Annotated in this window: 14 protein-coding genes; 9 read left to right on the top strand and 5 right to left on the bottom strand. The window is 68.5% G+C overall.

What is annotated here, in order from left to right; translation table 11 throughout:
* Nucleotides 1-47 precede the first annotated feature (47 nt).
* From G6N28_RS13520 to G6N28_RS13510, 3 genes are all read right to left on the bottom strand, one after another.
* Nucleotides 48-941, bottom strand: a complete 894-nt coding sequence (locus G6N28_RS13520) for a manganese catalase family protein (RefSeq protein ID WP_163901008.1) — start codon at nucleotides 939-941, stop codon at nucleotides 48-50.
* Nucleotides 942-1010: 69 nt separating this feature from the next.
* Nucleotides 1011-1997: an LLM class F420-dependent oxidoreductase gene (locus tag G6N28_RS13515; protein ID WP_163901006.1), complete on the bottom strand. Its 987-nt coding sequence runs from the start codon at nucleotides 1995-1997 to the stop codon at nucleotides 1011-1013.
* A 37-nt stretch (nucleotides 1998-2034) separates the two neighbouring features.
* Entirely contained in the window at nucleotides 2035-2508 is a 474-nt protein-coding gene (locus G6N28_RS13510) for a GatB/YqeY domain-containing protein (protein WP_163901005.1), read from the bottom strand.
* A 79-nt stretch (nucleotides 2509-2587) separates the two neighbouring features.
* Here G6N28_RS13510 and G6N28_RS13505 point away from each other — a divergent pair, with 79 nt between their 5' ends.
* From G6N28_RS13505 to G6N28_RS13485, 5 genes are read left to right on the top strand one after another with little or no spacing between them, the layout of a single operon-like run.
* Nucleotides 2588-3811, top strand: coding sequence for a DUF7847 domain-containing protein (locus G6N28_RS13505; RefSeq protein WP_179962195.1), 1224 nt, complete (start codon nucleotides 2588-2590; stop codon nucleotides 3809-3811).
* A gap of 1 nt (nucleotide 3812) precedes the next feature.
* Nucleotides 3813-4469 (top strand): DUF4129 domain-containing protein, encoded by a 657-nt coding sequence (locus tag G6N28_RS13500; protein WP_163901003.1) that lies wholly within the window; start codon nucleotides 3813-3815, stop codon nucleotides 4467-4469.
* Complete coding sequence (locus G6N28_RS13495) at nucleotides 4466-5629, top strand: DUF4350 domain-containing protein (protein WP_163901001.1); 1164 nt, start codon at nucleotides 4466-4468, stop codon at nucleotides 5627-5629. Before G6N28_RS13500 ends, G6N28_RS13495 begins: the two co-directional genes overlap by 4 nt.
* Nucleotides 5626-6600 carry an AAA family ATPase gene (locus G6N28_RS13490; protein WP_163900999.1) on the top strand — a complete coding sequence of 325 codons (975 nt, stop codon included), beginning with the start codon at nucleotides 5626-5628 and terminating at the stop codon, nucleotides 6598-6600. Before G6N28_RS13495 ends, G6N28_RS13490 begins: the two co-directional genes overlap by 4 nt.
* Nucleotides 6600-7922: a DUF58 domain-containing protein gene (locus G6N28_RS13485; protein WP_163900997.1), complete on the top strand. Its 1323-nt coding sequence runs from the start codon at nucleotides 6600-6602 to the stop codon at nucleotides 7920-7922. Before G6N28_RS13490 ends, G6N28_RS13485 begins: the two co-directional genes overlap by 1 nt.
* 88 nt (nucleotides 7923-8010) lie before the next feature.
* On the opposite strand, the gene G6N28_RS13480 is transcribed toward G6N28_RS13485, so the two are convergent.
* Nucleotides 8011-9003, bottom strand: a complete 993-nt coding sequence (locus G6N28_RS13480; protein WP_163900995.1) for a stage II sporulation protein M — start codon at nucleotides 9001-9003, stop codon at nucleotides 8011-8013.
* A 30-nt stretch (nucleotides 9004-9033) separates the two neighbouring features.
* Between G6N28_RS13480 and G6N28_RS13475 the strand changes: the two genes are divergently transcribed.
* On the top strand, nucleotides 9034-9885 hold the full coding sequence (locus G6N28_RS13475) for an RDD family protein (RefSeq protein WP_163900993.1): 852 nt from the start codon (nucleotides 9034-9036) through the stop codon (nucleotides 9883-9885).
* Nucleotides 9886-9902: 17 nt separating this feature from the next.
* Here the strand turns inward: G6N28_RS13475 and G6N28_RS13470 are convergent, their stop codons facing one another.
* Nucleotides 9903-11246, bottom strand: a complete 1344-nt coding sequence (locus G6N28_RS13470; protein ID WP_163900991.1) for a carotenoid oxygenase family protein — start codon at nucleotides 11244-11246, stop codon at nucleotides 9903-9905.
* 77 nt (nucleotides 11247-11323) lie between these two features.
* Between G6N28_RS13470 and G6N28_RS13465 the strand changes: the two genes are divergently transcribed.
* The 3 genes from G6N28_RS13465 (at nucleotide 11324) to G6N28_RS13455 (ending at nucleotide 13533) form a co-directional block, all read left to right on the top strand.
* On the top strand, nucleotides 11324-11854 hold the full coding sequence (locus tag G6N28_RS13465; RefSeq protein WP_163900989.1) for a PadR family transcriptional regulator: 531 nt from the start codon (nucleotides 11324-11326) through the stop codon (nucleotides 11852-11854).
* Nucleotides 11855-11939: 85 nt separating this feature from the next.
* Nucleotides 11940-12623, top strand: coding sequence for a PadR family transcriptional regulator (locus G6N28_RS13460; RefSeq protein WP_163900987.1), 684 nt, complete (start codon nucleotides 11940-11942; stop codon nucleotides 12621-12623).
* Nucleotides 12624-12660: 37 nt separating this feature from the next.
* Nucleotides 12661-13533 (top strand): oxidoreductase, encoded by an 873-nt coding sequence (locus G6N28_RS13455; RefSeq protein ID WP_163900985.1) that lies wholly within the window; start codon nucleotides 12661-12663, stop codon nucleotides 13531-13533.
* Nucleotides 13534-13578 lie beyond the last annotated feature (45 nt).

Here is a 13578-nt window from a genome sequence, read left to right as displayed (position 1 = left end):
CGTGAAAAGGCCGGTGCCGCTGGGGCACCGGCCTTTTCGAGGGTCGATCAGCTGGTGGCACTGTGCTGTTCGTGGGTGAACGGCTTTTCGCCCTGCACCGCGGGTTGGCCGTCGGGACACCGCTGGTCGCCCTTGTTCTCCCGCTTCTTGGTGCCAAGCCACTGCTGCTCGGGCTTTTCGACGTAATCCCACTTCATGCCCTCGGGCCACGGGCCCTGGCCCTCGTTCCACGGTCCCCGCACCGATCCGGCACCGTTGGACATGTTGAACGCCACGTTCTGGAACCGGTCGTCACCGGGCAGCTGCCCGGGCGGGAAGTTCACCGGCAACTCGTTGAGCGCCGCGGTGAACTGCTGGAAGTGAGCGACCTCCCTGCTCATCAGGAACGTCAGGGTGTCCTGCACGCCCGGGTCGTCGGTGAACTGCTTGAGGTACTCGTAGACGATCTTCGCGCGCGATTCGGCCGCCAGGTTGCTGCGCAGGTCGACGGTCGGGTCGCCGTTGGCGTTGACGAAGGTGCCTTGCCACGGCACGCCCGCGGAGTCCTTCACGTCCGGGCCACCCCCGGACAGCGTGAAGAACAGCGGGTTGACCGCGACGCTGTGGATGATCTCGTCGCGGCCGTCGCGGCTGGCCACCGCGGGCATCCAGTCGCACCGCTCGTTGGCCATCTTGAGGTCGTCGTTGAGGCCGTCGAGCAGCATCGTGATCATCGACCCGACCATCTCCAGGTGGCTGAACTCCTCGGTGGCGATGTCCATGAACAGGTCGTACATCTTCGGGTTCTTCTGGCGCAGCACGAACGCCTGCGTGAAGTACTGCATCGCGGCCTTGAGTTCGCCGTTGGCGCCGCCGAACTGCTCCTGAAGCAGGGTCGCGAACCGAGGGTCGGGCTTCTCGACCCGCACCTCGAATTGGAGATCTTTGTTGTGCACGAACATTGGCGCCTCCCGGCTGTTGGACTGTTCAGGTCGGGGCGGGATACCCGGGGTGAACAGCCCCAAACGGGTTCACCCCGATGCGGATCGCACTTTTTCCAGCAGCGGGCCGGCGGCCTCCTTGAGGAACAGATCCTGGTTCTCGTCGCCGATCTGCACCATCGCGATGTCGGTGAACCCGGCCTGCCAGTACTTGCTTACCGCGTCGACGATCGCGTCCAGATCCGGTCCGCACGGGATCGATTCGGCGACGTCCTCGGGGCGCACGAACTGCGTTGCCCCGTCGAACCCGGCCGTCGTCGGCAGGTCGGAGTTGACCGCCCACCCCCCGCCGAACCACCGGAACTGGTCGTGGGCACGCCGCACGGCGGCGTCGCGGTCGGGATCCCAGCAGATCGGGATCTGTCCGACGACGCGCACATCGCCGGGCAGCCCGGTGGCGCGGCGCGCCTCGTGCCAAGCGCCGACGAGGTCCTTGTTCGGTTCGACGGCGATCAGATGGTCGGCCAGCGGCGCGAACGTCTCCACCGACCGTTCACCGGAGACGGCGGCGGCGATGGCCACCGGGATGTCCGGCAGATCCCACAGCCGGGCGGAGTCGACCTCGAAGTACTCGCCCTTCCAGTCGACCAGTTCACCGGTGAACAGCTCACGGATGATCTGAATGGCTTCGCGCAGCATCTCCTGGCGTCGGGCCACCGTCGGCCAGCGTTGGCCGACCACGTGCTCGTTGAGGTTCTCGCCGGTGCCGAGGCCGAGGGTGAACCGCCCGTCGGCGAGAAGCTGCAGCGTGGCGGCCTTCTGCGCGACGATCGCCGGGTGGTAGCGCATGGTGGGGCAGGTGACGTAGGTGAACAGCTCGACCCGCTCGGTGGCGTGGGCGACGGCACCGAGCACCGACCAGGCGTAGGGCGCGTGGCCTTGCGAGGCCAGCCACGGAAAGTAGTGGTCGGAGCTCACTTCGAAGTCGAAGCCGGCGCGTTCTGCCGAAACGGCGTAGTGGACAAGCTCTTTGGGGCCGCTTTGTTCTGTCAACAGGGTGTATCCGAACCGCGTCATGGCTTCGGGGTACCCCGGCGGGCTGCCCGAAAACCGGCTACAGCCTGGCTTTGACGGCCGCGGCGAGGCGTGCGCCGTCGGCCTTACCTGCGGCGATGGCCCTCGCGGCGGTCATCACCTGGCCCATCTGCTTCATGCCGGGCCGCTCCCCGATCGCCTCGGCGACCTGCGCGATCGCGGTGTCGACCACGTCGGCGAGTTCGGCGTCGGTGAGCGGCGTCGGCAGATACTCGTCGATGACCCGCGCCTCGGCGTGTTCGGTGGCGGCCAGCTCACCACGGCCGTGCTGGGTATAGATTTCGGCGGCTTCGCCACGCTTCTTGGACTCCCTGGCGAGCACCTTGAGCACCTCCTCGTCGGTCAACTCCCGCGAGGTCTTCCCCGCCACCTCCTCGTTTGCGATCGCGGTGAGCAGCATCCGCAGCGTCGCCGTGCGCAGTTTGTCCTGGGCCTTCATCGCGGCCGTCAGGTCCGCGCGCAACCGATCCTTGAGTGCAGGGGTTTCGGACATGGCGCCAACCTACGCCGCGGCGCCGTCCGACGGCCCGACGACGTTGTCAATTCGCGTCGCGGCCGACAGGATGGTGGCCATGAGCAACCCTGCCGGTGGATCCGCCGTGCCCGGCCCACCGACACCGGGTTACCCACAGCCCGGGTATCCGCCCCCGGGATACGGGGCGCCGCCCGGATATCCGCCCCCGTCGGGTTATCCGCCGCCGGGCTATGCCCCGCAGGGGTATCCCCCGTCGCCGTACGGTGGCCCGCCCGGCTATCCGCCGCCCGGCTACGGTGCGCCGCCACCGGGTTACGGCGCGCCGCCACCGGGTTACGGCGCGCCGCCACCGCTTCGGCCCGGCGTCATCCCGCTGCGGCCACTGACCCTGGCCGACATCTTCAACGGCGCCATCACCTACATCCGCGCCAACCCCAAAGCGACCCTAGGCCTGACCACGGTGGTCGTGGTCGCGACCCAACTGCTCGCGCTCGTGTTGTCGGTCGGCCCGCTCGCCGTCGCGGGTCGCCTCGATCCGACGCTGAGCGGCGAGCAGATGTCGACGGACCTGCTGATCGGTTCGTCGCTGTCGAGCATGGCCGGGGCCGTCGCCACCGGCTTGTCGGCGATCCTTCTGAGCGGCATGCTCACCGTCGTCGTGGGCCGTGCGGTCTTCGGCGCCGGAATCACCATCAGCCAAGCCTGGCAACGTCTTCGGGGACGGTTGTGGGCGTTGATCGGTTTCTCCGTGCTCGAAGTGCTCGGCGCCGTCCTGTTGGTCGCCGCGGTGGTGGGCATGATCGCGTGGATCGGGGTCGCCGCAGGCGCAGCGGCCGCGGTCGTGCTGGGCGTTCCCTTGGTGTTCGCGCTCATCGCGGCGCTGATCTATCTCGGCACCATGCTGACGTTCGTGCCGGCGATCATCGTGCTGGAGCGCCACGGCATCATCGAGGCCGTCCTCCGGTCATTCCGCTTGGTCAAGCCGAATTTCTGGCGGGTACTGGGCATTCGGCTGCTGGCCACCATCGTCGCCCAGTTCATTGCCGTGGCGGTCGCGGTCCCGTTCAGCTTCAGCGGCCAGATGCTCGTGATGGCTGCCTCGTCAACCGCGATGACCTTGATCGCGCTGGTCCTGCTGTCCGTGGGCAGCGCGATCGGCCAGATCATCACCGCGCCGTTCAACGCCGGCGTGGTGGTGCTGCAGTACACCGACGCCAGGATCCGCACCGAGGCCTTCGATCTGGTGTTGCAGACCGGCGCCGGCTACGGACCCGGCATGCCCGAATCGACCGACCATCTGTGGCTGACCCGCCAGAACTGACGTGCCGACAATAGACATCGACCGCGACACCGCCCACGAAGCCGCGCAGCGCGAACTCGCAAAGCCCATCTACCCCAAGGCGTCGCTGTCCGACCGGATCGAAGACTGGTTCAACGATCTGATGTATCGACTGCTCAGCGAGGCTTCCTCGATGCCGGGCGGTTGGCTGACCATCACTGTCCTCGCGATCCTGGTGGCGGTGGCGGTAATCGTCGCGGTGCGGGTGCTTCGCCGCACCATGCGCACCGCGCGGGGCGGCGAGCACGCGTTGCTCTCCGAGCACGACCTGAGTGCGGCCCGACATCGCGCGACCGCGGAACAGTTTGCCGCCGCCCGGGATTGGGCCGCGGCGATTCGTCACCGGTTGCGCGCCGTCGCCCGCCAGCTCGAGGAGTCGGCGATCCTCGAGCCCGTCCCCGGCAGGACGGCCACCGAGCTGGCCCGCGATGCGGGGCGGGCACTGCCGGATCTTGCCGACGAACTGCGTAAGGCCGCAACGGCTTTCAACGACGTCACCTATGGCGAGCGACCGGGAACCGAAGCCGCCTACCGAATGATCGTCGACCTCGATGACCGGCTGAGGCGCACTCACGCGGCGAGCGGCGCCGACGGGCTGGCCGCACCGGTCGCCACCGACGGCTGGGCGGAGGTGCGATGACCGCCGGCGCCGACCGAACCGAGGCCGATACCGCTGTGACGCCGACGGTGCGGCGACGGTGGCGCAGCGCATCGTGGGTGCTGTTGGCGCTCATCGTCATCGTCGGTCTGGCGCTGTTGACCACGTACCTGACGGCGCCGACGCCGGGCGGGCGGATGGACGCCACCTCCACGTCGGCCGACGGTGCGCGGGCGTTGGTCACCCTGGTGCGCGACCACGGCGTCGAGGTGGTCGAGGCGCCCGACATCGCCGCGGTCGAGGCGGCGGCCGGACCGGACACGCTGATCGTGGTGGTGCAGACATATTCCCTGGTCGACAAGGACATCCTGCAGCGGCTGGCCGCACTTCCCGGTGATCGGCTCGTCGTGCAACCGATATCGCGTACCCGTGAGGCTTTGGCTCCGGAAGTCGAACGCAGCGGATCGACCACCTACGGCGACGACACGCCCGACTGCGATCTGCGTGAAGCCGTTCGCGCCGGCACCGTGCAGTTCGGCATCAGCGACGCCTACGACGCCGCCGGTGACGTCCCAGTGACCCGATGCTACGGCGGCGCGCTGGTGCGCTACACCGACGACGGCCGAAACATCACCGTCGTGGGCAGCGCCGACTTCATGACCAACGGCGGGCTGCTCAAGCAGGGCAACGCGGCGTTGGCGATGAACCTCGTGGGCACCAATCCCCGGATGATCTGGTACGCACCCCAGCGCCTCGAAGGGGAAACCGACGGCGCGGCAAGCATTTTCGACCTCATCCCGGACCGAGTCGGCTGGATCGTGTGGCAGCTGTGCCTCGTCGTGGTCCTGCTCGCCTTCTGGAAGGGCCGTCGCCTCGGGCCCTTGGTCGCGGAGAAGATCCCGGTGGTGGTGCGCGCGTCGGAGACCGTCGAAGGCCTCGGCAGACTGTACCGGTCCACCCGCTCGCGCGATCGCGCCGCCGAGGCGTTGCGGACGGCCACCTTGCAACGGATGGTGCCCCGGCTCGGCCTCGGCCAGGGCGCCGACCAGGCCGCGATCGTGCAGTCGGTCGCCGAACGCTGCGGGCTGCCACCGCAAGCCGTGGCGCACACCCTGTTCGGGCCCCCACCGGCCGACGACGCCCATCTGGTAAACCTCGCCCGTGAACTCGACAACATCGAAAGGCAGGTCGCACAGTCGTGACTCAGCCAACTAGCCCGACCGCCGCGTCGGAACAAGCGCGAAACGCCCTGTTGGCCCTGCGCACGGAGATCGCCAAGGCCGTCGTCGGGCAGGACGCCGTCGTCAGCGGACTGGTGATCGCGCTGCTGTGCCGCGGACACGTGCTGCTCGAAGGCGTACCCGGGGTGGCCAAGACACTGTTGGTGCGGGCCCTGGCGGCGGCCTTGCAGCTCGACTTCAAACGCCTGCAGTTCACCCCGGACCTGATGCCCGGCGACGTGACCGGGTCGCTGGTATATGACGCCCGCACAGCCGAGTTCGAATTTCACGCCGGACCGGTGTTCACCAACCTGTTGTTGGCCGACGAGATCAACCGGACCCCACCGAAGACCCAGGCCGCGCTGTTGGAGGCCATGGAGGAACGTCAGGTCAGCGTCGAGGGCGAGCCCCGGCCGCTGCCCGATCCGTTCATCGTCGCGGCCACCCAGAACCCGATCGAGTACGAGGGCACCTATCAGCTGCCCGAGGCCCAACTCGACCGGTTCCTGCTCAAGCTCAACGTTCCGCTGCCCAGCCGCGAGCAGGAGATCGCGATCCTGGACCGGCACGCCCGCGGCTTCGACCCGCGGGATCTGTCGGCGGTGCGGCCCGTCGCCGGCGCGGCCGACCTGCGGGCCGGGCGCGAAGCCGTGCAGCAGGTGTTGGTCGCCGACGAGGTGCTCGGCTACATCGTCGACATCGCCGCGGCGACAAGGCATTCGCCTGCGCTTTCGCTCGGAGTGTCTCCGCGCGGCGCGACGGCGCTGTTGGCGACCGCCCGATCGTGGGCCTGGTTGTCGGGGCGAAACTACGTGACCCCCGACGACGTCAAGGCGATGTCGCGATCCACGCTGCGACACCGGATCCAGCTGCGGCCGGAGGCCGAGCTCGAGGGCGCCGATCCCGACCTCGTGCTGGACGGCATCCTGGCGGCCGTTCCGGTCCCGCGCTAGTGGTTCTCACCGGCCGTTCCGGCCTGGTAGCACTTCTTCTGGTGCTGCCGATCGCGATTTCTCCTTGGCCGGCAGCGACATTCGCTGTGCTGCTGGCGACGCTGGTCGCGGCGGTCACCATCGATGTCGCGTTGGCGGCGAGCCCGCGCCGGTTGCGGTTCGAGCGGTCCGGTGATACCGCCGCGAGGCTGGGGCAATCCGTGGGGGCCACATTGGTGGTGGAGAATCTGGGCCGCCGGCGGCTGCGCGGCGTCGTCCGTGATGCGTGGTCCCCCAGCGGCCGGGCGCAGCCTCGCGAACATCGTGTCGATCTGGCTGCGGGGCAACGGGTTCGGCTGGTGACGACCCTGTCCCCGGTGCGCCGCGGCGATCAGAGCTCAGACCTGATCACGGCACGCGCGCTGGGGCCGCTGGGCCTGGCCGGACGCCAGAGCTCGCATCGGGTGCCGTGGCGGATCCGGATCCTGCCGCCGTTCCTGTCGCGCAAACACCTGCCGTCGCGGCTGGCCAGGCTGCGCGAGCTGGAAGGCAACACGCCGGTGCTGATCCGCGGACAGGGCACCGAGTTCGATTCGCTGCGCGAGTACGTCGTCGGCGACGACGTCCGCTCGATCGACTGGCGTGCCACGGCACGGCGCGGGGACGTGGCGGTGCGCACCTGGCGCCCGGAACGCGACCAGCGGGTGGTCATCGTCCTCGACACCGGGCGCACGTCGGCCGGTCGCGTCGGGGTGGACCCGACCGCCAACGACCCCGCGGGCTGGCCCCGGCTGGACTGGTTCATGGACGCCGCGCTTCTGCTGGCAGCACTGGCCTCCAGGGCGGGTGACCATGTCGACTTCCTGGCCCACGACCGGGTGACCCGCGCAGCCGTGTTCAACGCATCGCGCACCGACCTGCTCGCCCAGTTGGTCGAGGCGATGGCTCCGCTGGAGCCCGCCCTGGTCGAATCCGACGCCCGGGCAATGGTTTCGGCGGTGCAGCGGCGGGTACGCCGACGCGCGTTCGTGGTGCTGCTCACCGACCTGAACGCGTCGGCTCTCGACGAGGGATTGATGGGCGTCTTGCCGCAGCTGTCGGCCAAACACAAGGTCCTTGTCGCGGCCGTGTCCGATCCTCGGGTGGAGAAGCTGGCGGCCGGGCGCGCCGATGCCGCGCAGGTGTACGACGCGGCCGCGGCCGAACGCGCCCGCAACGACCGGCGATCCATCGCCGCTCGGCTGCGTCGCTCCGGCGTCGACGTCGTCGACGCGCCCCCCGAGGACCTCGCGCCGGCACTGGCGGACCACTATCTGGCGATGAAGGCCGCGGGCCGGCTCTGACGCCCTTTCGGCGAGCAGGCGCGAAAACCCCTAAAAGTCCCGGCTTTCGGGGGTGTTCACGTCTGCTCGCGGGGGGAGGGCGTGCGCGCTAGCCGGTGGGTACGACGTCCGGAGCGTCCTCGACATCGCCGGTCTCGCCGGCCCGCGCGGCCTTGCGGCCGAAGTGCACGACGTAGGCCAGAAACGCCACTTCGACGGCCACGCCGATGGCCACGCGGACGAACGTCGGCAACGGCGAGGGCGTCACCAGCGCCTCGACCAGCCCGGCGACCAGCAGCACGGCCACCAGCCCGATGGCGACCGCGCCGACCGCACGGCCCTGCTCGGCCAGTACCTGCGATCGCGGCCGGTTGCCAGGGGCCACCACCGACCAGCCCAGCCGCATCCCCACGGCGGCCGCCAGGAACACCGCGGTGAGTTCGATCAACCCGTGCGGCGTGATCAGCCCAAGGAAGATGTCCCCCTTACCGGCTCCGAACATCAGGCCCGCGGCCACCCCGAGGTTGGCGGCGTTCTGAAACAGGATGTACGGGATCGGGATTCCGAGCAGGATCGCAAACGCTATGCACTGCACCGCAATCCATGCATTGTTCACCCACACCTGCAGCGCAAATGATGCCGCAGGGTGCTCGCTGTAATACGACGCGAAATCGTTGTTGACCATCTGCTCGATCTCGCTCGGGGTTCCGATGGTGGCCCGCACCTCGGGGTTACCGGCCACCCAGACGGCGATCAACGCGGCGACGAAGAAGAAGGCCACCGCGGTGGCCAGCCACCACCGCCACGAGCGGTATGCCACAACGGGAAAAGACACCGTCCAAAACCGGGCGAACTCCCGCCAGATCGGCGCGTGTGCGCCGGTGACCACGGACCGCGCCCGCGCCACCAAGCTCGACAGCCGCCCGATCAGCACCGCATCGGTGGAGGCGCTGCGCACCATCGACAGATGCGTCGACACCCGCTGGTAGAGGTCGACCAGTTCGTCGACCTCGGCGCCGGTCAGCTTCCGACGCCGCTTGACCAGCTGCTCCAGCCGGTTCCACGTCGGGCGGTGCGTCTGGACGAACGCGTCGACATCCACACCGCGAATCCTAGTAGTAGCGTGCAAAATATGACCTGCCCGCAACAACCCGCCGTCGTCACCGGCGACGCCGTGGTGCTCGACGTGCAGATCGCCCAGCTTCCGGTTCGGGTGGTCTCGGCGCTCATCGACCTGACGGTGGTGATGATCCTCTACATCAGCGGTCTGGTGTTGTGGGTATCGACGGTGGGCCGGTTCGACCCGGCGCTGTCGGGCGCGGTCCTGATCATCTTCACGGTGGTCACCTTGGTGGGCTACCCGCTGGCCTGGGAAACGGCCACGCGGGGTCGCTCATTGGGCAAGCTGGCGATGGGGCTGCGGGTGGTGTCCGACGACGGCGGCCCGGAACGTTTCCGGCAGGCTCTGTTTCGCGCGTTGGCCGGGGTGATCGAGATCTGGATGTTCACCGGCGGGCCCGCGGTGATCTCGAGCCTGTTGTCGGCCAAGGGCAAGCGGATCGGCGACATCTTCGCCGGCACCGTGGTGATCAACGAGCGCGCACCGCGGCTGTCCCCGCCGCCGGCGATGCCGCCGCAGCTGGCGTGGTGGGCGTCGTCGCTGCAGCTGTCCGGTCTTCGCCCCGAGCAGGCGGAGCTGGCACGTCAGTTTCTCAGCCGGGCAACGCAATTGAATCCTGCGGTGCGTGACCAGATGGCCTACCGGATCGCCACCGACGTCGTCGCCCAGATTTCGCCTCCGCCGCCGCCCGGCACTCCCCCGCAGCTGGTGTTGGCCGCCGTGCTGGCCGAGCGGCACCGTCGGGAGCTGGCGCGATTGCAGCCGACCCCCGCCGCCCCACAACCGCAGTGGCCGGCCTACCAACCGCCGCCCGCGCCGCCGCCATCGTCGCCAGGCCCCGGCGGCTTCGCACCACCGAGTTAGCGCCCGCGGGAGGAACCTCAGCCGGCGCTGATCCAGTTTCCGTGAAAGCCGAACGGAACCCGCTGTGGCAGCTTGATTCTGGCGACCGGCGGACCGGCGAAGTCGGACGCGTCGAGGACGACGAGGTCGCTGCCGTCGCGCGCCGGGTCGTAGACGTAGCAGATGTACCAGCCGCTGCTCTCATCGGCAGGCCCTGATGTCGACGGGACGAAGACCGCCTCGCCGGGGGCGCCGGGTGAATGGGCGGTGCCGAAGACGTGTTCGACGGCGGCACCGGTGTCCAGGTCGTAGCGCACCAGCCGTCCGTCCCCCACCGCGACCGAGTATCGGGCGGGCAGGGTGGCCAGCCGGTCGTCGATCCGGGGAAACTCCACGGCCCGGTCGTCGAGCTGGCGCTCGGTGACCGCGCCGGCTCGCAGGTCGATGCTCCAGCTCCACAACACGCCGTCGACGTCCAAACCGCCGCTGTCACGCCATAATTCGCGATAGCGCACGGCCTGTACCTCGATGCGGTCACCGCCGGTGTCGTAGGCATTGGCGACGTGGAACACATAGCACGGGTCAACGTCGAACCAGCGCACCTCACCGAACGGGTCGTCGCGCCGCAACACGCCGAAGCGGGCGCCGTAGTTGTCGTCCCAGCGATACGGCATGTCGGCTTCGGGCTTCATCGCGATATCGAGGTCGAACACGATCGGCAGATCCAGGAACACGACATGGTTGGCGGTGACCGCGAAGTCGTGCATCATCGTCAGCGCCGGGACGTCCAGCGGTCGGTTGATGCTGAGCTCACCGTTGGCCTCGACGCGGTGGTAGGTGACGTGCGGCGCGAAGATGCTTCCGTAGCCGAAAAAGTGCATCTCCCCGGTCGTCGGGCAGATTTTCGGGTGCGCGGTCATCGAGTTGGCCAGCTTGCCGCCGAAGTCGTAGGCGCCCAACGTTTCCAGGTCGTTGGTGATCTCGTAGGGCAGCGAGGACTCCACCAGCGCGAGCGTTTTTCCTGCATGGTTGACCACATGGGTGTTGGCGACGCTGGAGCGCAGGTTGCGGGTGCCGTCGGGGTTGTAGAGCGGGAAGTCGTTCTCGAAGCTGTCGGTGCGCACCCAGCGGTTGCGGTACCAGGCGGCGCGGCCGTTCTCGATCCGGACGCCGTGGATCATGCCGTCGCCGACGAACCAGTGCGCGGTGGCCTGCCGGGGGTTGGGTCCGTTACGCAGATACCAGCCGTCCAAGTCGGGCGGGATTGCCCCTTCGACGGGTAGGTCGTTTTCGGTGAGTTCGTCGGTGACCGGGGCGTAGTTGCCCCGCAGGAAGAACTGGTCGGCACCGAACAGGGTCGAGGATTTTGAGGTGTCGGTCATCTGCATCTCCTAACGCGCGACGGGTCCACACTGACATGTCACTAATGACATGTCAATAGTGGAGGTAATATTGCGGCGTGAGCCTTCGCATCGCGGCGCTGGGACTGCTCGCCCAGCAGCCGGGCAGTGGATATGACCTGCTTCGACGCTTCGAGGAGTCGATGGCCAACGTGTGGCCCGCCACCCAGAGCCAGCTCTATGGCGAGCTCAACAAGCTCGCGGCCGGCGGGCTCATCGAGGTGTCGAACATCGGCGCGCGGGGGCGCAAGGAGTACCGCATCACCGACGCCGGCCGCGAGGAGTTGCGTCGGTGGATGACCACCCCGCAGGACGATCCGCCCTTTCGCAGCGCCGCTCTACTTCGGGTGTTCCTGCTCGGCGAGATCCCCCGCGACCAGGCACGTGAGCATTTGACCGCGATGGCCGAGCACGGCGCCGCCGAGCGCAAGCGGCTGGAGGAGCTGCGCGACTCCATCGAGTGGGGCGACGACGACGGCTCGTTCTTCGCACACGCGGCCCTGGACTTCGGCCTGCGCTCCAACGAGATGCACACCCAATGGGCGCGATCGGTCATCGAGGCCCTGGATAGGCGCGGGCGCCGCAAGTAAGCGTTGCATCACGATAAGTCTCGATATATCGTCAACGTATCGAGAGCACCTCGGTGTGTCCAGACCACAGATCCAAGGAGTGCCCATGTCCATTCCATTTGCCTCCCCGCCCGGGGGCTTCGGATTCGGCGCCGGCGACTGGCGAGGCCTTCACCAGTTGCGCCGTCAGGCCCGCCGCGATTTCCGCGAGCATCTGCGAGAGCATGTCCGCCAGCACGACGCCCCCGGCTTCCAGAGTCCTCCCGGCTTCGGACCGGGGTGGCGCGGCCCGGCGTTCGGGTTCGGCTTCGGTCCGGGCCCGCGTGGCGGTCGCCGCGGAGGACGGGGCCGTGGTCGCCGCGGCGACGTCCGCGCCGCCATCCTCAAGTTGCTTGTCGAGCGGCCGATGCACGGCTACGAGATGATCCAGGAGATCGCCGAGCGCAGCCAGAACCTGTGGCGGCCAAGCCCAGGGTCGGTGTATCCGACACTGCAGCTGCTCGTCGACGAGGGCTTGATCACGGCCTCCGAATCAGACGGCAGCAGAAAGCTTTTCGAGTTGACTGAGGAGGGCCGCGCCGCCGCCGAGAAGGTGGAGACGCCTCCGTGGGAGGCGATCGCCGACGGCGTGGATCCCGGCCACGTCGACCTGCACAACGCGGTGACGCAGTTGATGGGCGCGGTCGCGCAGTCGGCATTCGCCGCCGACGAGGAACAGCAGCAACGCATTCTCGACATCGTCAACAATGCCCGGCGCCAGATCTACGGGATCCTCGGCGAGTCGGAATAGCGGAATAAGCCCGGCGGGAGCGGTGTAGGTATGGACGATGCAGACCTTCCCGCTGGGCTCGATTCATGTCGGACGCGTCGGCTTCGGCGCCATGCAGCTGCCGGGGCCGGGAGTGCTGGGCCCGCCCCGCGACCACGACGCGGCGATTTCGGTGCTGCGCCGGGCCATCGAGCTGGGCATCAACCACATCGATACCGCCCAGTTCTACGGGCCCGACGTCGCCAACGAGTTGATTCGTGAGGCACTGCACCCGTATCCGGACGGGCTCGCGCTGGTCAGCAAGGTCGGGGCCCGACGCGACGAGGCCGGCGCCTGGCTGCCCGCGCAGGAACCCGACGACCTGCGGGCGGGCATCGAGGAGAACCTGCGCACGCTCGACACCGATCGGCTGGCGGCGGTCAATCTGCGGCTGCATTCCGGCGACCCCGCCGCGGCGCCGCCGGTGGACCGCGATCTGTTCGACCGTCAGCTCACCGCAATGATCGCCGCCCGCGACGAGGGCCTCATCGGCGGCATCGGGTTGTCCGGCGTCAGCGCCGAGCACCTGCGAATCGCGTTGGGCCGCACCGAAATCGTCTGTGTGCAGAACGCCTGCAACCTTGTCGACCGGTCATCGCAGCCGGTGCTCGACGCCTGCATCGAGCACGGCGTCGCGTTCGTCCCGTTCTTCCCGCTCGGCTCGGCGTTCGCGCCCGACAACCCGGTGCTCGGGCATCCGGCTGTCAGGCGGGAGGCCGAGCGGCTCGGTCGCACGCCCGCGCAGGTCGCGTTGGCGTGGACGCTGTCGCTCGCCCCCAACGTGCTGCTGATCCCGGGCACGTCGTCGGTGACTCACCTCGAGGAGAACACCGCCGTCGCCGACATCGAACTCGACGACGAGACCAAACGCGAACTCGACGCCGCTGCCTGAGTACCAGCGATTTGTGTGCGTCCTGTTGCGCTGTTGCGGTCAGCG

Origin of the sequence: Mycolicibacterium pulveris (genome assembly GCF_010725725.1) — a bacterium.
GTDB lineage: Bacteria > Actinomycetota > Actinomycetes > Mycobacteriales > Mycobacteriaceae > Mycobacterium > Mycobacterium pulveris.
Note: the sequence above shows the minus strand (reverse complement) of the source record. Positions and strands in the feature narration are given on the sequence as shown.

Coding starts and splice junctions, on each gene's coding strand:
- G6N28_RS13505 (WP_179962195.1), top strand. CDS start 2,588: ATGAGCAACCCTGCCGGTGGATCCGCCGTGCCCGGCCCACCGACACCG.
- G6N28_RS13495 (WP_163901001.1), top strand. CDS start 4,466: ATGACCGCCGGCGCCGACCGAACCGAGGCCGATACCGCTGTGACGCCG.
- G6N28_RS13460 (WP_163900987.1), top strand. CDS start 11,940: ATGTCCATTCCATTTGCCTCCCCGCCCGGGGGCTTCGGATTCGGCGCC.
- G6N28_RS13520 (WP_163901008.1), bottom strand. CDS start 941: ATGTTCGTGCACAACAAAGATCTCCAATTCGAGGTGCGGGTCGAGAAG.
- G6N28_RS13510 (WP_163901005.1), bottom strand. CDS start 2,508: ATGTCCGAAACCCCTGCACTCAAGGATCGGTTGCGCGCGGACCTGACG.
- G6N28_RS13455 (WP_163900985.1), top strand. CDS start 12,661: ATGCAGACCTTCCCGCTGGGCTCGATTCATGTCGGACGCGTCGGCTTC.
- G6N28_RS13515 (WP_163901006.1), bottom strand. CDS start 1,997: ATGACGCGGTTCGGATACACCCTGTTGACAGAACAAAGCGGCCCCAAA.
- G6N28_RS13470 (WP_163900991.1), bottom strand. CDS start 11,246: ATGACCGACACCTCAAAATCCTCGACCCTGTTCGGTGCCGACCAGTTC.
- G6N28_RS13475 (WP_163900993.1), top strand. CDS start 9,034: ATGACCTGCCCGCAACAACCCGCCGTCGTCACCGGCGACGCCGTGGTG.